The sequence below is a fragment of the Paraburkholderia strydomiana genome (genome assembly GCF_046030495.1).
Taxonomy (GTDB): Bacteria; Pseudomonadota; Gammaproteobacteria; order Burkholderiales; family Burkholderiaceae; genus Paraburkholderia; species Paraburkholderia strydomiana_A.
This window is the reverse complement of the sequence record NZ_JAQQCJ010000004.1, coordinates 177,139-194,649: the sequence shown is the minus strand read 5'-3', so window position 1 is coordinate 194,649 and position 17,511 is coordinate 177,139. Positions and strand designations below refer to the sequence as shown.

General features: G+C 62.0%; 17 protein-coding genes. 6 read left to right on the top strand and 11 right to left on the bottom strand.

The features are described 5' to 3' along the window. The first annotated feature begins 141 nt into the window (after nucleotides 1–141). Together PQQ53_RS07785 and PQQ53_RS07780 are read left to right on the top strand one after the other, a co-directional pair. Nucleotides 142–1,326 carry an acetylornithine transaminase gene (locus tag PQQ53_RS07785; RefSeq protein WP_408323596.1) on the top strand — a complete coding sequence of 395 codons (1,185 nt, stop codon included), beginning with the start codon at nucleotides 142–144 and terminating at the stop codon, nucleotides 1,324–1,326. A 17-nt stretch (nucleotides 1,327–1,343) separates the two neighbouring features. Further along, nucleotides 1,344–1,814 (top strand): GNAT family acetyltransferase, encoded by a 471-nt coding sequence (locus tag PQQ53_RS07780; RefSeq protein ID WP_408152447.1) that lies wholly within the window; start codon nucleotides 1,344–1,346, stop codon nucleotides 1,812–1,814. Between the two features lie 84 nt (nucleotides 1,815–1,898). Here the strand turns inward: PQQ53_RS07780 and PQQ53_RS07775 are convergent, their stop codons facing one another. The 7 genes from PQQ53_RS07775 to PQQ53_RS07745 form a co-directional block, all read right to left on the bottom strand. Continuing rightward, the gene (locus PQQ53_RS07775) at nucleotides 1,899–2,615 is read right to left on the bottom strand and encodes an ABC transporter ATP-binding protein (RefSeq protein WP_042321530.1); all 717 of its coding nucleotides are present in this window, start codon (nucleotides 2,613–2,615) and stop codon (nucleotides 1,899–1,901) included. Beyond that, complete coding sequence (locus tag PQQ53_RS07770) at nucleotides 2,615–3,388, bottom strand: ABC transporter ATP-binding protein (RefSeq protein WP_408140673.1); 774 nt, start codon at nucleotides 3,386–3,388, stop codon at nucleotides 2,615–2,617. Before PQQ53_RS07770 ends, PQQ53_RS07775 begins: the two co-directional genes overlap by 1 nt. A gap of 17 nt (nucleotides 3,389–3,405) precedes the next feature. Beyond that, nucleotides 3,406–4,575, bottom strand: coding sequence for an ABC transporter permease subunit (locus PQQ53_RS07765; RefSeq protein ID WP_408140671.1), 1,170 nt, complete (start codon nucleotides 4,573–4,575; stop codon nucleotides 3,406–3,408). Between the two features lie 26 nt (nucleotides 4,576–4,601). After that, a complete protein-coding gene (locus PQQ53_RS07760; RefSeq protein WP_042321524.1) occupies nucleotides 4,602–5,552 on the bottom strand; it encodes a branched-chain amino acid ABC transporter permease in 951 nt (316 codons plus the stop codon). 230 nt (nucleotides 5,553–5,782) lie between these two features. Further along, entirely contained in the window at nucleotides 5,783–6,979 is a 1,197-nt protein-coding gene (locus PQQ53_RS07755) for a branched-chain amino acid ABC transporter substrate-binding protein (protein WP_408152444.1), read from the bottom strand. Nucleotides 6,980–7,520: 541 nt separating this feature from the next. Continuing rightward, nucleotides 7,521–8,480 (bottom strand): 4-hydroxy-3-methylbut-2-enyl diphosphate reductase, encoded by a 960-nt coding sequence (ispH, locus tag PQQ53_RS07750; protein WP_408140669.1) that lies wholly within the window; start codon nucleotides 8,478–8,480, stop codon nucleotides 7,521–7,523. A gap of 2 nt (nucleotides 8,481–8,482) precedes the next feature. Then, nucleotides 8,483–8,938, bottom strand: a complete 456-nt coding sequence (locus tag PQQ53_RS07745; RefSeq protein ID WP_408323595.1) for an FKBP-type peptidyl-prolyl cis-trans isomerase — start codon at nucleotides 8,936–8,938, stop codon at nucleotides 8,483–8,485. A 210-nt stretch (nucleotides 8,939–9,148) separates the two neighbouring features. Between PQQ53_RS07745 and radC the strand changes: the two genes are divergently transcribed. The 4 genes from radC to nadB all read left to right on the top strand — a co-directional run bounded on the left by radC (nucleotide 9,149) and on the right by nadB (nucleotide 12,427). Next, nucleotides 9,149–9,931 (top strand): RadC family protein, encoded by a 783-nt coding sequence (gene radC, locus PQQ53_RS07740; protein WP_408140668.1) that lies wholly within the window; start codon nucleotides 9,149–9,151, stop codon nucleotides 9,929–9,931. Between the two features lie 238 nt (nucleotides 9,932–10,169). Beyond that, nucleotides 10,170–10,403, top strand: coding sequence for a 50S ribosomal protein L28 (gene rpmB / locus PQQ53_RS07735; RefSeq protein ID WP_007180631.1), 234 nt, complete (start codon nucleotides 10,170–10,172; stop codon nucleotides 10,401–10,403). Between the two features lie 10 nt (nucleotides 10,404–10,413). Continuing rightward, nucleotides 10,414–10,581 (top strand): 50S ribosomal protein L33, encoded by a 168-nt coding sequence (gene rpmG, locus PQQ53_RS07730; RefSeq protein ID WP_007180630.1) that lies wholly within the window; start codon nucleotides 10,414–10,416, stop codon nucleotides 10,579–10,581. A 247-nt stretch (nucleotides 10,582–10,828) separates the two neighbouring features. Beyond that, on the top strand, nucleotides 10,829–12,427 hold the full coding sequence (gene nadB, locus PQQ53_RS07725; RefSeq protein ID WP_408140665.1) for an L-aspartate oxidase: 1,599 nt from the start codon (nucleotides 10,829–10,831) through the stop codon (nucleotides 12,425–12,427). A gap of 91 nt (nucleotides 12,428–12,518) precedes the next feature. On the opposite strand, the gene nadC is transcribed toward nadB, so the two are convergent. The 4 genes from nadC to PQQ53_RS07705 all read right to left on the bottom strand — a co-directional run bounded on the left by nadC (nucleotide 12,519) and on the right by PQQ53_RS07705 (nucleotide 17,466). Then, complete coding sequence (gene nadC, locus PQQ53_RS07720; protein WP_408140663.1) at nucleotides 12,519–13,442, bottom strand: carboxylating nicotinate-nucleotide diphosphorylase; 924 nt, start codon at nucleotides 13,440–13,442, stop codon at nucleotides 12,519–12,521. Continuing rightward, nucleotides 13,442–14,581, bottom strand: a complete 1,140-nt coding sequence (gene nadA, locus PQQ53_RS07715; RefSeq protein WP_408140929.1) for a quinolinate synthase NadA — start codon at nucleotides 14,579–14,581, stop codon at nucleotides 13,442–13,444. Before nadA ends, nadC begins: the two co-directional genes overlap by 1 nt. A gap of 130 nt (nucleotides 14,582–14,711) precedes the next feature. Then, complete coding sequence (locus tag PQQ53_RS07710) at nucleotides 14,712–15,908, bottom strand: DesA family fatty acid desaturase (protein ID WP_408140661.1); 1,197 nt, start codon at nucleotides 15,906–15,908, stop codon at nucleotides 14,712–14,714. Nucleotides 15,909–16,110: 202 nt separating this feature from the next. Beyond that, on the bottom strand, nucleotides 16,111–17,466 hold the full coding sequence (locus PQQ53_RS07705) for a mechanosensitive ion channel family protein (protein ID WP_408323594.1): 1,356 nt from the start codon (nucleotides 17,464–17,466) through the stop codon (nucleotides 16,111–16,113). Nucleotides 17,467–17,511: the final 45 nt, after the last annotated feature.

Genomic DNA, 17,511 nt, shown 5'->3' with positions numbered 1-17,511 from the left:
GATTCGCGCCACACCAGAGCGCAAGCTGTTCGAATCATGAAAGCCACGGCATGCCGTGGCTTTTTGTTTTTCCGGCCGCTATCTGGCCAATCGTTCATTCACCTTCACCCTGCTTTCACCTGTCTCCTGGAGCCCGCCGTCATGAATTTCAATGAGTACCCGATCGAGTCGCTGATGTACATCACGAACCGGCCTGAAATCGTTTTCACGCACGGTAAGGGCTCATGGCTCTACGACAACAACGGCAAGCGCTATCTCGACTTCATCCAGGGATGGGCGGTCAATAGCCTCGGCCATTGCAACGACGGCATGATCGAAGCGTTGAACAAGCAGGCGAAGCTGCTGCTCAATCCGTCGCCGGCGTTCTACAACGAGCCGATGGCGCGACTCGCGGACCTCCTCACGCAGCACAGCTGCTTCGACAAGGTGTTCTTCGCGAACAGCGGCGCCGAAGCCAATGAAGGCGCGATCAAGCTCGCGCGCAAGTGGGGCAAGAAGTTCAAGGACGGCGCGTTCGAAATCATCACGTTCGATCACAGCTTCCACGGCCGCACGATCGCCACCATGTCGGCAAGCGGCAAGCCGGGCTGGGACACGATCTATGCACCGCAGGTGTCGGGCTTCCCGAAGGCGGATCTGAACGACATCGCATCGGTGGAAAAGCTCATCAACGCGAAGACGGTCGCGGTGATGCTCGAACCGATTCAGGGCGAAGGCGGCGTGATTCCCGCGTCGCGTGAATTCATGCAGCAACTGCGCGAGCTGACGAAGAAGCACAACCTGCTGCTGATCGTCGACGAAGTGCAAAGCGGCTGCGGCCGCGCGGGTACGCTGTTCGCCTACGAGCTGTCGGGCATCGAGCCGGACATCATGACGCTCGGCAAGGGCATCGGCGGCGGCGTGCCGCTCGCGGCGCTGCTGTCGAAAGCGGAGGTCGCCGTGTTCGAAGCGGGCGATCAGGGCGGCACCTACAATGGCAATCCGCTGATGACCGCGGTCGGCTATTCGGTGATCTCGCAACTGACCGCGCCGGGCTTCCTCGAAGGCGTGCGCGCGCGTGGCGAGTATCTGCGCGCGAAGCTGCTGGAGTTGTCCGAGGAACGTGGCTTCAAGGGCGAGCGCGGCGAGGGTCTGCTGCGCGCGCTGCTGCTCGGCAAGGACATCGGCAACCAGATCGTCGAGAAGGCGCGCGACATGCAGCCCGACGGCCTGCTGCTGAACGCGGCGCGTCCGAACCTGCTGCGCTTCATGCCGGCGCTGAACGTGACGAACGAAGAGATCGACCAGATGATGGCGATGCTGCGTTCGATTCTCGACACGCTGTAATCAACCGGAGCACGCCGATGACGACGGGCACAACGCTATCGATCCGCCGCTTCGACGCGCGCGATACCGATGCCGTGGTCGCACTGTGGCAACAAGCCTTCCCCGAGTATCGGGACGCGACGAGGCCGCAGCGCAATCCGCATCTGTCGATCGCCAACAAGCTGGCGACGCAACCCGAGCTGTTCTTTGTCGCGGTGCTCGGCGAGCGTATCGTCGGCACGGTGATGGGTGGTTATGACGGGCATCGCGGCTGGATGTATTCGCTTGCGGTGGATGAATCGCTGCGTCGTCACGGCATTGGCACGCGTCTGGTCGCGCACGTCGAACAGGTGTTGACCGCACTTGGCTGTCCGAAGCTGAATCTGCAAATTCTGTCCGCGAAGAACGACCTACGCGCGTTTTACGAGGCGCTCGGGTATCGCACCGATGCGGTGATCAGTCTCGGCAAGCGCTTGGGCGAACTGGCAGACCCCGTGCCGGCTGGCTGAAGCGTCGCACGCCTGAATGGAAAAAGCCGCATGCGAAAACGCATGCGGCTTTTTTATCGGTACAGCCGGGTTGTTCAGTCCAACTTATTCACCCAGATAAGCCGCCCTAACCTTCGGATCGTCCAGCATCTGCTTCGCGTCGCCCGACATCGTGACCAGGCCCGAGTCCATCACGTAGCCGCGGTTCGCCGCCTGCAACGCGAGACGCGCGTTCTGCTCGACCAGCAGCACGGTCATGCCTTCAGCGGAAATCGCGCGCACCACTTCGAAGATCTTCTCGACCATGATCGGCGACAGACCCATCGACGGTTCGTCCAGCAGCAACAGCTTGGGGCGCGAGATGATCGCGCGCGCCATCGCCAGCATCTGCTGTTCGCCGCCCGAGAGCGTGCCCGCGTATTGCGACGCACGTTCCTTCAGGCGCGGGAAGAAGCCGAACATGCGATCGACGTCCTTCTTGATGCCTTCCGTGTCCGTGCGCAGATACGCGCCCATCTGCATGTTCTCGACGATCGACATGCGCGCGAAGATGCCGCGCCCTTCCGGCACCATCGCGAGACCGCGCTTGAGCAGCTCGTGCGCGGGGATGCCCTTGATCGACTGGCCCATGTACTCGATGTCGCCCGCCGCGTAGGGCTTCAGACCCGTGATCGCCTTCATCGTCGTGGTCTTGCCCGCGCCGTTCGCGCCGATCAGCGTGACCAGCTCGCCCTGCGCGACTTCGAGGTCGATGCCCTTGACTGCCTGGATGCCGCCGTAATTGACCTGCAGGCCCTTGATTTTCAACATTGCCGTTGCCATTAGTGGACCCCCGCACCCAGATAAGCTTCGATCACCTTCGCATCTTTCTGCACGTCTTGCGGCAGACCTTGTGCGATCACCTTGCCGTAGTCGAGCACCGTCATCTGGTTGCACAGACCCATCACGAGTTTCACGTCGTGTTCGATCAGCAGGATCGTCTTGCCGTCCGAACGGATTTTGTCGAGCAGCTTGGTCAGCTCGACCTTTTCCGTCGCGTTCATGCCGGCCGCCGGTTCGTCGAGTGCAAGCAGCTTCGGATCCGTCGCCAATGCACGGGCGATTTCCAGACGACGCTGGTGACCATACGACAGATTGCGCGAGGTGTAGTCCGCGTACTGCGCGATGCCGACGTACTCCAGCAGTTCGATCGCGCGTTCCTTGATCTCGCGTTCTTCGCGGCGCTCGGACGGCGTCTGGAACACCGCGCCGATCAGGCCGTGCTTCGTGCGCACGTGACGCCCGACCATCACGTTTTCCAGCGCGGTCATGCCGCCGAACAGACGGATGTTCTGGAACGTCCGGGCGATGCCCGCCTTCGCCACCTGGTAGACGGCCGTCGGCGTGTAGTTCTCGCCGTCGAGCTTGAACTCGCCCGAGTCCGGCGTGTACAGACCGGTAATCACGTTGAAGAACGTCGTCTTGCCGGCGCCGTTCGGGCCGATCAGACCGTAGATCTGGCCGGCCTTGATTTGCAGGCCGACGTCCGACAGCGCCTGCAAGCCGCCGAAGCGCTTGTTGACGCCCTTCACTGACAGTCGAATGTTATCGCTCATGTTTTTCTCCCTGTCAGTTAAGCGCGCACCGGCTTCTTGCCGCTGCGTTTTGCCAGTTTCGCGATCTTGTCTTCGTGCTTCGGCGACGGCCACAGACCTTCCGAGCGATACAGCATGATCACGACCATCGCGAGACCGTACAGCAGCTGGCGGATCACTTCGGTATCGACGATTTCATGGCCGAAGATCATGTTCTGCAGCGGGCCCATCGTCGAGCGCAGGAATTCCGGGAACACCGCGAGCAGCACCGCGCCGAGGATCACACCAGGAATGTGGCCCATGCCGCCGAGCACCACGCACGCGAGCACCACGACCGACTCCCAGAACGTGAACGATTCCGGCGACACGAAGCCCTGGAACGAGCCGAACATCGCGCCCGACAGGCCGCCGAACGACGCGCCCATCGCGAACGCCAGCAGCTTCACGTTGCGGGTGTTGATGCCCATCGCCTTGGCGGCGATTTCGTCTTCACGGATCGCGGCCCATGCGCGGCCGATACGCGAATGCTGCAAGCGGGTACAGACCCAGATCACGAGCAGCGCGCACAGCACGAACAGGTAGTAGTACGAGTACACCGACGGGAACTGGAAGCCGAACAGCGAGTGGCTCTGCGCGAGACTGAAGCCGCCCACCTGCACCGGGTCGATCCCCGTGATCCCCTTCGGGCCGTTGGTGATGTTCACCGGACGGTCGAGGTTGTTCATGAAGATCCGCACGATTTCCCCGAAGCCCAACGTCACGATCGCGAGGTAGTCGCCACGCAGACGCAACGTAGGCGCGCCGAGCAGAATCCCGAAGAGAGCTGCGACCGCCATCGCGATCGGCACGATGATCCAGATCGGCACATGCAGTCCGTGCGGCGCCAGATGCGCGATCCACTCGAACTGCGTGGCGAGGTGCGGCGAACTCAGCAGCGCCGCGACGTAGGCGCCGATCGCGTAGAACGCGATGTAGCCCAGGTCGAGCAGGCCGGCGAAGCCGACCACCACGTTCAGGCCGAGCGCGAGCATCACATACAGCATCGCGAAATCGAGCACACGGACCCAGTAGTTGCCGCCGGCCGCGCCGATGATCATCGGTGCGGCGATCACGAGAACCGCCGTGATGATGCCGACAGTCAGCGTCTTGCCCAGGTTCTTTTCAGGGATGAGCGTCGTGGACGGCTCGATCGGTTGAATTGAGGTCATGTCTATTTACTCCTTATGGCCCGGGATCAAGCGCGATCCGCAACGCGTTCGCCGAGCAGACCCGACGGACGGAACACCAGCACGACGATCAGCACCACGAACGCGAACACGTCCTGGTAGTTACTGCCGAACACGCCGCCCGTGAGGTTGCCGATATACCCCGCCCCCAACTGTTCGATCAGGCCGAGGATCACCCCGCCCACCATCGCGCCGCCGAGATTGCCGATACCGCCCAGCACCGCTGCGGTAAAGGCCTTGAGGCCAGGGATGAAGCCCATGTAGAAGTGTGCGTTGCCGTATTCGGACGCGATCATCACGCCAGCCAGGGCGGCGAGCGCCGAGCCGATCATGAAGGTCGCCGAGATCACGAAGTTCGGGTTCACGCCCATCAGGCTCGCGACGCCGGGGTTCTCGGCGATCGCGCGCATCGCGCGGCCGAGCTTGGTCTTGTGCACGAGCAGCAGCAGCCCGCCCATCACGAGGAACGCCACCACGATGATCACGATTTCGGTCATCGAGATCACGGCGCCCGGCGTCGTGTCGGTGGCCTTGATCACGTTGATCGGATCGGTGGGCAGCAGTTGCGGGAACGGCAGCGGGTTGCGCGACCAGATCATCATCGCGAGGGTCTGCAGCAGGATCGACACACCGATCGCGGTGATCAGCGGTGCGAGACGCGGTGCCTTACGCAGCGGCCGGTAGGCCACGCGCTCGATCGTGTAGCCGACCAGCGAGCAGACCACCGCCGCGATGATCAGCGCGATGATCAGCGTCGGCACGTTGCCGAGGCCGGGGAAGTGGTTCTGCAGCACGCCTATGGCGGAGAGCGCGACCATCGCGCCCACCATCAACACGTCGCCGTGAGCGAAGTTGATGATGCCCAGAATGCCGTAAACCATCGTATAGCCCAGTGCGATGATGGCATAAACGCTGCCAAGCACCAGTCCGTTTAGGATCTGCTGGATGAAGATATCCATTTAATGCTCCTTAGCCCGTGCGACTGGATTCGCGTTCTTCATCAGCCGGTGGGCGGTGATGCGCTACGGAATCTCAACGGCACTGCGGGTACTGATGTAAAAGACCGGTAAGGGTTATCCGCCGCCGGTTCGCCCAGACGACCGGGATGCGGTCGCGGGCTTGCCCTTGAACGGATGCAAAAACGGCACCGTTGGGTGGTTTCGGTGCCGTCAGGCTGAACGTCCCGTCATCACATCTTCACGACGTCGAGAACCGCTTTCTTGCCGTTCTTGAAGTCGTAAAGCGTAATGGCGCCCTCTTTCAAATCACCCTTGTCGTCGAACGCGATGTGACCGATTACCCCGTTGTAATCGGTCGAGGGCATCGCAGCCAGCACCTTGGGCGCCTCGATCGAATTAGCGCGCTTCATTGCATCGACGATCACGTACACAGCGTCATACGTGAACGGCGCGTAAATCTGCACCGGTGTGTGGAAGCGGTCCTCGTACTTCTTTTCGAAGTCCGCTCCGCGGTCCATTTTCGAAAGCGCGAGCCCTGCTTCCGAACAGACCAGGTTTTGCACGGCGGTTCCCGCCAGCTCACCCACCTTGTCGGTACACACACCGTCGCCGCCAAGGATTTTTGCCCTGATACCGAGCGCCGCCGCCTGCTTCGTAAACGGCCCGCCCGTCGCGTCCATGCCGCCGAACATGATCACGTCCGGCTGAACACTCTTGATCTTTGTGAGGATGGCCCGGAAATCCGTGGCCCGGTCGTTCGTCGCCTCCCGTGCGACGACTTTCGCCCCGCTCGCCTCGACGGTCTTCGCGAATTCGTCCGCGAGCCCCTTACCGTAGGCGGTTGCATCGTCCACGATGGCGATGCGTTTGGCGCCCAACGCCTTTGTCGCGTAATTGGCGAGCGCCGGACCTTGTTGCGCGTCGGTGGCGACGACCCGGTAGGTCGTCTTGAAACCCTGCTGCGTGTACGCCGGATTGGTCGACGACGGCGAGATCTGCACGATGCTCGCATCGCTATAGATCTTCGAAGCCGGAATCGACACCCCCGAGTTCAGATGCCCGACCACCGCGACCACATGGTCGTCGACCAGCTTCTGCGCGACGGCGGTGCCCGTTTTCGGGTCCGCCGCATCGTCCTGCGCGTCAAGCTGCAGCTGGATCTTGTGACCGTCGATCGTCAAACCCTGCGCATTGATTTCCTCGACCGCCAGACGCGCGCCGTTTTCATTGTCCTTGCCGAGATGGGCGATGCCACCCGTCAAAGGGGCCGCATGACCGATCTTCACGACGGTCGCTTCACTGGCGGGGGCTGCTGCTACCGCCGCCGAGGCGCCCGCTCCCGCTTCGACATCCTGTTTCTTGCCGCACGCGGTCAACATCGCAACCGCAGTCGCGACGGACACGGCGTAAGCAAATTTGACTCGCATTAAGTAGGTCTCCTGCGCCTTGCAAAATCCGTTGTTCGGGACCGTAAGGCCTTGAGAACGCGCGCATTGTAACTCCAATTTTACGGCTGGCAATATTGTTGAACCGGTGGGGTTTTCCTGCATTGCAACCTTATTTTGAGAGCTAAAACCGCTAAAAGGCGCAACCGGGTTGCGACAGTTTTTCGTGCATCAGTTGCACCAGCTCGGACCCAATGGCATCAAGTGTTGCAGCGAATCGGCCCGATACCCGGTTGGAGCTTGGTTTGCGTTATGTATTACGTTTCCTGCAATATCGAAGACGACGCACTACTTTAGTGCGTCAAAATTCAATGCGACGGATTTAACACGGACAAAACGGGGACACATCGAGCCGTTATGGATAAAAAACCGAATCACGATTCAAAAGAATTTGTGCGGGAGGGCACTCCAACCGGCTCGCCGAGCTGATCTGGCACTTTATTTTAATGAACTTGCTCAGGCTTCGGACGAAAAAAAACGCGCCCTGGGGCGCGCCTTCTTCCAACCTGGTTCAGCGGAACTGTCAGGCCGGCAAACCCAATCCGCGCGGCAGCGGAAACGCGATATTTTCCTCGATGCCGTCGAGTGCGCGCACATTGCGCACGCCGAGATCGCGCAAGCGGGCGATCACCGCCTGCGCCAGCACTTCCGGCGCCGACGCGCCGGCAGTCACGCCGATACGCCGCTTGCCTTCGACCCATATCGGATCGATCTGATCGGGCGAATCCACCATATAGGCCGGCACGCCGAGTTTTTCGGCCAGTTCGCGCAGCCGGTTGGAGTTCGAACTATTCGGGCTGCCAACCACGATCACGACGTCGCACTGCGGCGCCATGAATTTCACGGCGTCCTGGCGGTTTTGCGTGGCGTAGCAGATGTCCTGCTTCTTCGGCTCACGGATAGACGGATACTTGGTCTTCAGCGCGCGGATGATTTCAGCCGCATCGTCGACTGACAACGTGGTTTGCGTGACGAACGCGATCCGCTCCGGATCGGCCAGCTGCAAAGCCTGCACGTCTTCGATGTCTTCGACCAGATGCATGCCTTCGCCCGCCTGCCCCATCGTTCCTTCGACTTCCGGGTGGCCCTTGTGGCCGATCATCACGATGTCGAAGCCGTCCTGGCGCATCTTCGCGACTTCGATATGCACCTTCGTCACGAGCGGGCACGTGGCGTCGTACACGCGCAGCCCGCGCGACTCGGCTTCCGAACGCACGGCCTTCGACACGCCGTGCGCACTGAAGATGACCGTATTGCCGGCCGGCACTTCTTCCAGCCGCTCGATGAAGATCGCGCCCTTCTTGCGCAAGTCTTCGACCACATAGGCGTTGTGGACGATTTCGTGGCGCACGTAGATCGGCGAGCCGTGCAGCTTGATGGCCCGCTCGACGATCTCGATCGCCCGATCGACGCCGGCGCAAAATCCACGCGGCTGCGCCAGCAGGATCTCGGTTTCGGCAAGAGTCGTATCCGTGATGCTCATGTTTACAAAATCCCGATGATTTTCACTTCAAACGCCAGCGCCTGGCCGGCAAGCGGATGGTTGAAATCGAACAGGGCCGACGTCTCGCCGACCTCCTTCAGGACACCGGCGTAGCGCCCGCCGCCCGGCGCGTTGAATTCGACCAGGTCACCTGGCGAAAAATCCTCGCCGATCATGCTGTTTTCGCGCAGCGTGGCCAGCGACACGCGCTGGATCAGCTCCGGATTGCGGGGGCCGAACGCCTGGCCCGGGGTTAGCTGAAAGGTCGAATGGTGGCCCACCTTCAAACCCAGCAAAATATCTTCCAGCGGCGGCGCCAGTTGACCGGCGCCAAGCAGCAGCGTGGCCGGCTTGTCAGTAAACGTGCTGATGACTTCGGCGCCATCGGCAAGGGAAAGCCGGTAGTGAAGCGTCACGTGTGAACCGGCCTTCACCTCGGAAATGTCGATGATGCTCATGCAATGCTCGCTCAGTCGAAGCGCGCTGCACGGGTGTGCTGCAGGCGCAGTCGACGCCGCAGTTCACGCGTGTGGCACACCATCGGGGTGCCGTGCGCAAAGCGTCTATTGTAAGCCACATAGCGGGCGGCGGCTTGGGTCAGTCGCGCGCATGGCGGCAGGGCATAACCTCGCCCTGCACCACCCACCGAAGCGGAGGATTCTCTTTATATGGCCGATTACGTGAGCACGATTGACGATGCAGCCGCACAGACAGCGCTGCCGGAGGCGCCGACCCCACGCGCCGCCGCAGCGGCTGGCGCGCCCGCCCGGCCACCGCTGCTGCGCGGCAAATGGCAAAAAAAAGACATGCCGCGCGAGCGTCTGATCAACCTGGGCGCGAGCGCCCTGTCAGATATCGAGATGATCGCACTGGTGCTAGGCTCGGGCCGGCCCGGCCACGACGTCTTCAGCGTCGCGCGCGCATTGCTCGACCGCTTCGGCTCACTGCGCGCCATGCTCGACGCGGCCTACGTGGACCTCGACGGCATCCGCGGCCTCGGGCCGGCGAAAAAAGCGCAGTTGCTGGCGATCATGGAAATGGCCCGGCGCTCCCTGGTCGATAAAATGCGCAGGCGCTCGCTGTTGAACTCGCCCGAAGCCGTGGAGAACTATCTGCGCCTGCTGATCGGCGGTCGTCCGCAGGAAGTGTTCGTGTCGCTCTTTCTCGACGCGCGGCATCGGCTGATACGCTGTGAGGAAAGCGCGCAGGGCTCGGTCACGCGCATGGCGGTCTATCCTCGCGAAATCGTACGGCGCGCGCTGAACCTCAATGCCGCGAGCCTGATCGTCGCGCATAATCACCCTTCCGGCGCCGTCCAGCCAAGCGCCAGCGACTGCCGCCTGACGCACACGCTGCGCGACGCGTTGGCGTTGATCGACGTGCAACTGATCGATCATCTGGTGGTCGGCGCGGACAGCGTCTACTCGTTTGCCCGCGCCGGCTGGCCGTGACGGCACAAGGACCAGGGCCGCGCAGGCGGGGCGCCATGTCCGGTGTCGCAAATAAGGTTTGATTTTGCGGCTTTTTTTCCGCTATAATTCCGGTTTGCCTATTTCCAACCCCCTGTTCCGAAGCCATCAAGGCGTTCCGGAAAGCTCAAGCGCCTCTAGTTTCCAAACTTAAGCGCGGCTCTTTTCGGGAAACTTTCACGGCGTTCGAACTCAGAATTAGCGTATTAGGAGTGCTCTCATGGCACGCGTATGCCAAGTAACTGGGAAAGCGCCGATGAGCGGCAACAACGTTTCCCACGCGAACAACAAAACCAAGCGCCGGTTCCTGCCGAACCTGCAAAACCGCCGCATTTGGGTGGAAAGCGAAAACCGTTGGGTGCGTCTGCGCGTTTCGAACGCCGGCCTGCGCCTGATCGACAAGAACGGTATCGACGCTGTGCTCGCAGATCTGCGCGCACGCGGTGAAGCCTAAGGAGTAAATCATGGCGAAAGGCGCACGCGACAAGATCAAGCTGGAATCGACCGCAGGCACGGGTCACTTCTACACGACGACGAAGAACAAACGCAACATGCCGGAAAAGATGCTGATCAAGAAGTTTGATCCGGTCGTCCGTAAGCACGTTGAGTACAAGGAAACCAAGATTAAATAAATCTTGGCTCCAGCCTGACGAAGGCAAAAGACATGCAAAAAAGCCTCGCATTCGTGCGAGGCTTTTTTGTTTTCTGCGCGCCCTTCTTACCTCACCGCCGCCAAGTTGCTCCGTTCTTCGTCCACGCGAACAGTCTTATGTCGTTCAGCCAGCTTTCGTTCATCCGTTGCGACGCGTATGCTTTCTTGTTTTAGCGGCGAGCGGATCGCGCGCCGTCGTGGCAAAACGAAAGACGGAGATGCAGGTAATGGAATTCGATGTGGCGATTGTCGGTAGCGGTCTGGCTGGCTTGAGCGTTGCGCTCAATCTGGCGGAGACCCGGCGGGTTGCAGTGGTCGCCAAGCGATCGATGACCGAGGGCGCAAGCGACTGGGCGCAAGGCGGCATCGCCGCGGTGCTGGATTCAGCGGACAGCATCGAAAATCACGTGCGCGACACGCTGATCGCCGGCGGCGGACTGTGTGACGAGGCCGCTACGCGCTTCATTGTCGAGCATGGGCGTGCCGCGATCGAATGGCTGATCGAGCAAGGCGTGCCGTTCACCAAAGACGATGCCGCCGAACTTGGCTTCCACCTGACGCGCGAAGGCGGCCACAGCCATCGCCGGATCATTCATGCTGCCGATGCGACCGGCCACGCGGTGGTTGCCACGCTCAGCGAGCGCGTGCGCCGCCATCCGAACATCACGCTGTTCGAAGATCACTACGCGATCGACCTGATCACGTCCGACCGCCTCGGTCTGCCGGGCCGCCGTTGCCACGGTCTGTACGCGCTCGATCTGCAAAGCGGCCGCACCGTGACGATAGAAGCGCCACATACGGTGCTCGCCACCGGCGGCGCCGGTAAGGTCTATCTGTACACCACGAACCCCGACACCGCGACCGGCGACGGCATCGCCATGGCATGGCGAGCCGGCTGCCGCGTGTCGAACATGGAATTCATCCAGTTCCATCCGACCTGCCTGTTCCATCCGTACGCGAAGTCGTTTCTGATTTCCGAGGCGGTGCGCGGCGAAGGCGGCATTCTGAAGCTACCGGACGGCACGCGCTTCATGCCGAACCACGACGAGCGCGCCGAACTTGCACCGCGCGATATCGTCGCGCGTGCGATCGATTTCGAGATCAAGAAGCGCGGCATCGACTGTGTGTATCTCGACATCAGCCATCAACCACCCGAATTTCTGCGCGAACACTTCCCGACAATTCTCGCGCGCTGCCTGGAGTTCGGCATCGACATCACCAAGGAGCCGATCCCCGTCGTGCCGGCGGCGCACTACACGTGCGGCGGCGTCGTGACCGATCTGGCGGGCCGCACCGATCTCGCGGGCCTCTATGCCGTCGGCGAGACGTCGTGCACCGGCCTGCACGGCGCGAACCGGCTCGCCAGCAACTCACTGCTCGAATGCCTCGTGATCGGACGCTCCGCGGCGCAGGCTATCGAGGAAGAAGGCTTCAGCGCGGCCGTTCATGCGCCGTTGCCGGATTGGGACGAAAGCCGCGTGTCGGATCCCGACGAAGAAGTCGTGGTCGCTCACAACTGGGATGAACTGCGTCGGCTGATGTGGAATTACGTCGGCATCGTGCGCACCGACAAGCGGCTCGCACGCGCGAAACACCGGTTGGCGTTACTGCGCGACGAGATTCACGAGTATTACGCGAACTTCAAGGTGAGCCGCGATCTGCTCGAACTGCGCAATCTGGTCGACGTCGCCTCGTTGATCGTCGAAGGCGCGCGCTCACGGCGTGAGAGCCGCGGGCTGCATTTCAGCCGGGACTGGCCGGCAACGCTGCCCAAAGCGCTGCCGACGGTTCTCTCGCCAGAGCACGTGCGCAACCGCAACGTGTGATCGTTTCGAGCTGCATGAAACGAAAAGGCCATCGCCGGAATGATCCGGCGATGGCCTTTATCATTGACCGCAACCGCTTGCGGGCGAGCGATCAAACGATCCGCATCGAGTAATCCGTCGCGCGCACGTCCTTGGTCAGCGCGCCGATCGAGACGCGATCGACGCCCGTTTCGGCAATCGTCCGCACGGTCTCGAAGTTCACGCCGCCGGACACCTCCAGCACCGCCCGCCCCGCCGTGATGCGGACCGCGTCGCGCATTGCATCGAACGAAAAGTTGTCCAGCAAAATGGATTGCGCGCGATGCGCCAGCGCGGTTTCCAGTTGCTCGAGCGTCTCGACTTCGATCTGGATCGACACGCCCGCGTTCAACGCGAGCGCCGCGTCCATAGCGGCACCCACGCCGCCTGCCGCAGCAATGTGGTTTTCCTTGATGAGGATGCCGTCGTACAGTGCGAGCCGTTGATTCGCCCCGCCGCCCACGCGCACCGCGTACTTTTGCGCGAGCCGCAAACCCGGCAGTGTCTTGCGTGTGTCGAGAATGTGCGTGCGCGTATGCGCGATCGCGTCGACATACCGGCGCGTCGCGCTCGACACACCCGACAGCAATTGCAGAAAATTCAGCGCATTGCGTTCCGCAGTCAACAGCGCGCGAACCGGTCCGCGCAGTTCGCAGACCGGCGTGTCCGCGATCATCCGATCACCCTCACGATAACGCCACCGCACGTCGATCCGCGGATCGACCTCGCGCATCACCGCGTTGAACCACGGCACGCCGCACAACACCGCCTCCTCGCGCACGATGATGCGCGCATCGCGCACGTCGTCGACAGGGACAAGGCGGCCGGTCTGATCGCCCGTACCGACATCCTCGGCCAACGCATCGACGACATTGCGCGCCAAGGCGGCGTCGAACTCCGCGCCGTACTGCGCGTGAATCTCGGCGAACAGCGGCGACACCGCCTCGATCCGCGCGCGCTCGACTGCTCCGTCAACGCTCCCTTCAACCGCCCCCATCACGCTGCCCCCACGTTCGAATACAGTTGCGCGTCGCGCGCGAGATCGCCGCTTGCCTGCACGCGCTTCTTGTGACGCGCGGCGAAGTCCAGCATCCGGTCGATCGGCTGACGCGCCCGCTCGCCGATCGCGCGATCGACGAAGATTTCGTTGTGGCCACGCTCCAGCACGTCGGCCAGATTCGCGAGCCCGTTCATGGCCATCCACGGGCAGTGCGCGCAACTCTTGCAAGTCGCACTATTGCCGGCCGTCGGCGCGGCGATCAACGTCTTGCCGGGTGCGGCGAGCTGCATCTTGTGCAGAATGCCGAGATCGGTCGCCACGATGAAGTGCGTTGCGTCAAGCTTTTGCGCGGCGTCGATCAATTGCGTGGTCGAGCCCACCACGTCCGCTTGCGCGACCACGTTGGCAGGCGACTCCGGATGCACGAGCACCTTCGCGCCCGGATACTCGGCGCGCAACAGATCGAGTTCGATGCCTTTGAATTCGTCGTGCACGAGGCACGAGCCCTGCCACAACAGCATGTCCGCGCCGGTCTTGTTCTGGATATAGCTGCCAAGGTGCCGGTCCGGGGCCCAGATGATCTTTTCGCCACGCGCGTGCAGGTCGGCGACGATCTCCAGCCCTATCGACGAGGTCACCATCCAGTCCGCGCGCGCCTTGACCGCGGCGCTTGTGTTCGCGTACACGACCACCGTGCGATCGGGGTGCGCGTCGCAGAAAGCGGAGAATTCGTCCACGGGACAGCCCAGATCGAGCGAACAGGTTGCGTCCAGATCCGGCATCAGAATGCGCTTGTCCGGGCTAAGGATTTTCGCCGTCTCGCCCATAAAGCGCACGCCGGCCACCACGAGCGTTTGCGCTTCGTGATCGCGCCCGAAACGCGCCATCTCCAACGAGTCCGCCACGCAACCACCGGTTTCGTCCGCAAGCTCCTGCAATTGCGCGTCGACATAATAGTGCGCGACAAGCACGGCTTTCTCGCGCTCGAGCAACGCGCGGATGCGGGCTTTGAGCGCAACTTTCTCTTCCACCGACGGCGTCACTGGCACCTTCGCCCACGCCTGCCCGATCCCACAGGTGGTGCCCTGTGCTTGCGGGCGGTCGTACTCGACCGTCCTGATCGCCTGCTGATCCATGATCTCCTCTACCTTCGCTCTGCCGCCGCCGACTGCCAATCTCATGTCGTTGCAATTTCCGCGGCCCAAAAAGCAAAACCCCGCCAACGCGGGGTTTTGTGACGTAACGAAATTTTAATAGATTTCGCGATCAAGCATAACGACGCAGTCGCGTCGCGAAATCCTGTAGCGCCTTGATACCGCTCTGCTCAGCGCGATGGCACCAGTCCTGCAACTGGATCAGCAGCTGATCGCGCGACGCATTGGAGCGCTCCCACATGGCCGAGAGCTCATTGCGCATGTCGATGTACGTCTTGAGCTTCTGGCTGTTCGCGAAGATTTGCGGCAACAGGCGCTTCTGCGGCTCATCGAGCCCGGCCTCTTCCTTATGGAACCAGCTGCGGGCACCACGCATGACCTGATACTTTTCCCGCGCGCCGACTTCCTTCAGATGCGCGAGCTCCTGACGGTATGCACGCTTGAGCGCCTTGCCGTAACGGGCCATCACTTCGTAGCGGTTGGCCAGCACAGCTTGCAGCGTGTCCTGGTCGAGTACCAGCTTGCCGGTGGTCAGACGCGGCGTAGGCGCGACCTTCTTCACCTTGGCCAGACGAAACGCCGACATGATGCGGATGTACATCCAGCCGATATCGAACTCGTACCACTTGTTCGACAGCTTGGCCGATGTCGCATACGTGTGGTGATTGTTATGCAGCTCTTCGCCGCCGATGATGATGCCCCACGGGAAGATGTTGGTGCTCGCATCCGACGAGTTGAAGTTGCGATAGCCCCAGAAGTGCGCGAGACCGTTGACCACGCCGGCGGCCCAGAACGGAATCCAGACCATCTGCACGGCCCAGATCGTCAGACCGACGACGCCGAACAGCGCGACGTTCAGCACCATCATCAGGCTCACGCCGAGGATCGGGTACTTGGTGTACACGTTGCGTTCCATCCAGTCGTTCGGCGTGCCGTGACTGAACTTGCGCATCGTTTCTTCGTTCTTCGCTTCGGTGCGATACAGTTCCGCGCCTTCGAGCAGCACCTTCCAGATGCCGCGCGTCTGCGGGCTGTGCGGATCCTCTTCGGTTTCGCACTTGGCGTGATGCTTCCGGTGAATCGCGGCCCACTGGCCGGTCAGCATGCCGGTGGTCATCCACAGCCAGAAGCGGAAAAAATGACTGGCGATCGGATGCAGCTCCAGCGCGCGGTGCGCCTGGCAGCGGTGCAGATAGACCGTCACCCCAATAATGGTGATGTGCGTCACGACCAGCGTGTACACGACGAGTTGCCACCACGAGAAGTGCAACAGGCCGTGGGCAAGGAAAGCGAGCAATGAATTCAACAAGGCAATTTACCTGTGAAACGAGAGACACGAGACACCCGCGGAATGCGCGTGTCAAGAAAGTGAAAGCATACAGCGGGATTGGACGACATTCTACTCGAAGCGTTCCAAGTGTTTGTAACAAATAGGGATTTTTTGTGCGGCATCAAGAGAACGAAGCCTGCCGGAGCCAAATTTAACGCTGCCGGCAGGCCCCAGCGGCCCGTCAGCGGGCGCCGTCCGTCGCGTTAGCAGCCGGGGCGGTCATTGTTACCGGATTCAGCATTGCTTCGGCCACGTTGCCGACGAGCCGCACTTCGCGCTGCGCCAGCGGAATCGCAATGCCGTGCTCGGAGAACAAACGCCAGATATTGCGGTTGACCGTCGAGCGCACGCCCGAGGTTCCGGTTGCCGCATCCTCGATCCAGAAGCCCAGTTCGAGATTGATGCCGTCCGGGCCGAAGCTCGCCAGATAAGGGGTCGGCGCCGGCTCCCGCAGCACCCGCGGAACGTCTTCGGCGGCCCGGGCGAGCAGGCTCATCGCCTGCTCGACATCGGACGTGTACGCGACCTGCACGGCCACCTTCGCATAACCGCGCGTCAGATACGACGACTGGTTCTGCACCACGTCCGTAATCAGCTTTTCGTTCGGAATCAGCGTTTCGATGCCGTCCAGGCCGCGCACCACGGTGTAGCGCGTGCGGATCTGCGTAACCATGCCCTGCAGGCCGCTCACGTTGATCGTGTCGCCGATGCGCAGCGACCGGTCGAGCAGGATGATGAAGCCCGACACGTAGTTGCTGGTGATCTTCTGCATGCCGAAGCCCAGCCCGACGCCGAGCGCGCCGCCGAATACGCCCAGCACCGTAATGTCGATGCCGACCACCGACAGGCTGACCAGCACCGCCGCCAGCACGAAAGCCGCCCGGCCGACCCGCGCCACCACCACCTTCAGGTTGGCGTCGAGCGTGGTAGAGCGCATCAGCCGGTCTTCGAACGCGGAGCCGAGCCACATCGCGACGATCATCGTCACGCCCACCCACAGCAGGCCCGTGACGAGCGAGAGCAGCGTCAGGTGCGCGTTGGCAATGCGGAACTGGACGCTGCCCATCCACGCGATCACGTCGTCCTGAATGCCCATCACGGTGAGCAGCATGCCGAGCCAGACGACGATGGAAACGATTTTCTCGACGAGGAACAGCCACGGATGGATTTTCCCGTCCCGGCTGAACACCCGTCGCGCGAAGAAAAACACGATGTAAATCAGGCTGATGCCGAACAGCGGCACGAGCGCCAGATCGAGCAGCGCCGTGTGCATGAAGCGCCCGGCGATCGCCCGGGCGAGCCACACCAGCACCGCGCCGATCAGCGGAAAGGCCGCGCGGTTCAGGCTTTCCGCGCCGAAGCGCACCGTGTGGTAGCGCGACTCCTGGCGCTGATCCAGCGAGCGGCGCAGCAGACGCGCGAGCAGCCACGCGAGCACGAGCGTCGCGAGCAGGATGCCGGCTTGCCACATCATCACGGGCTGACCGAAGTCGCGCGCAAGGTCGCCGAACATGTGAGAAAAAATGCGGTTTTCCATGTTGTTGCCGAATCGGCCGGCACCGGCGGGGTCGGCAATGAACCC

Bases quoted from the DNA above. Each gene is read 5' to 3' on its own strand.
- nadC (WP_408140663.1), bottom strand. From the start codon at position 13,442: ATGGGGGCGGTTGAAGGGAGCGTTGACGGAGCAGTCGAGCGCGCGCGG.
- PQQ53_RS07780 (WP_408152447.1), top strand. From the start codon at position 1,344: ATGACGACGGGCACAACGCTATCGATCCGCCGCTTCGACGCGCGCGAT.
- PQQ53_RS07785 (WP_408323596.1), top strand. From the start codon at position 142: ATGAATTTCAATGAGTACCCGATCGAGTCGCTGATGTACATCACGAAC.
- nadB (WP_408140665.1), top strand. From the start codon at position 10,829: ATGGAATTCGATGTGGCGATTGTCGGTAGCGGTCTGGCTGGCTTGAGC.
- rpmB (WP_007180631.1), top strand. From the start codon at position 10,170: ATGGCACGCGTATGCCAAGTAACTGGGAAAGCGCCGATGAGCGGCAAC.
- rpmG (WP_007180630.1), top strand. From the start codon at position 10,414: ATGGCGAAAGGCGCACGCGACAAGATCAAGCTGGAATCGACCGCAGGC.
- PQQ53_RS07755 (WP_408152444.1), bottom strand. From the start codon at position 6,979: ATGCGAGTCAAATTTGCTTACGCCGTGTCCGTCGCGACTGCGGTTGCG.
- PQQ53_RS07705 (WP_408323594.1), bottom strand. From the start codon at position 17,466: ATGGAAAACCGCATTTTTTCTCACATGTTCGGCGACCTTGCGCGCGAC.
- ispH (WP_408140669.1), bottom strand. From the start codon at position 8,480: ATGAGCATCACGGATACGACTCTTGCCGAAACCGAGATCCTGCTGGCG.
- PQQ53_RS07770 (WP_408140673.1), bottom strand. From the start codon at position 3,388: ATGAGCGATAACATTCGACTGTCAGTGAAGGGCGTCAACAAGCGCTTC.
- PQQ53_RS07760 (WP_042321524.1), bottom strand. From the start codon at position 5,552: ATGGATATCTTCATCCAGCAGATCCTAAACGGACTGGTGCTTGGCAGC.
- PQQ53_RS07745 (WP_408323595.1), bottom strand. From the start codon at position 8,938: ATGAGCATCATCGACATTTCCGAGGTGAAGGCCGGTTCACACGTGACG.
- PQQ53_RS07775 (WP_042321530.1), bottom strand. From the start codon at position 2,615: ATGGCAACGGCAATGTTGAAAATCAAGGGCCTGCAGGTCAATTACGGC.
- PQQ53_RS07765 (WP_408140671.1), bottom strand. From the start codon at position 4,575: ATGACCTCAATTCAACCGATCGAGCCGTCCACGACGCTCATCCCTGAA.
- nadA (WP_408140929.1), bottom strand. From the start codon at position 14,581: ATGGATCAGCAGGCGATCAGGACGGTCGAGTACGACCGCCCGCAAGCA.
- radC (WP_408140668.1), top strand. From the start codon at position 9,149: ATGGCCGATTACGTGAGCACGATTGACGATGCAGCCGCACAGACAGCG.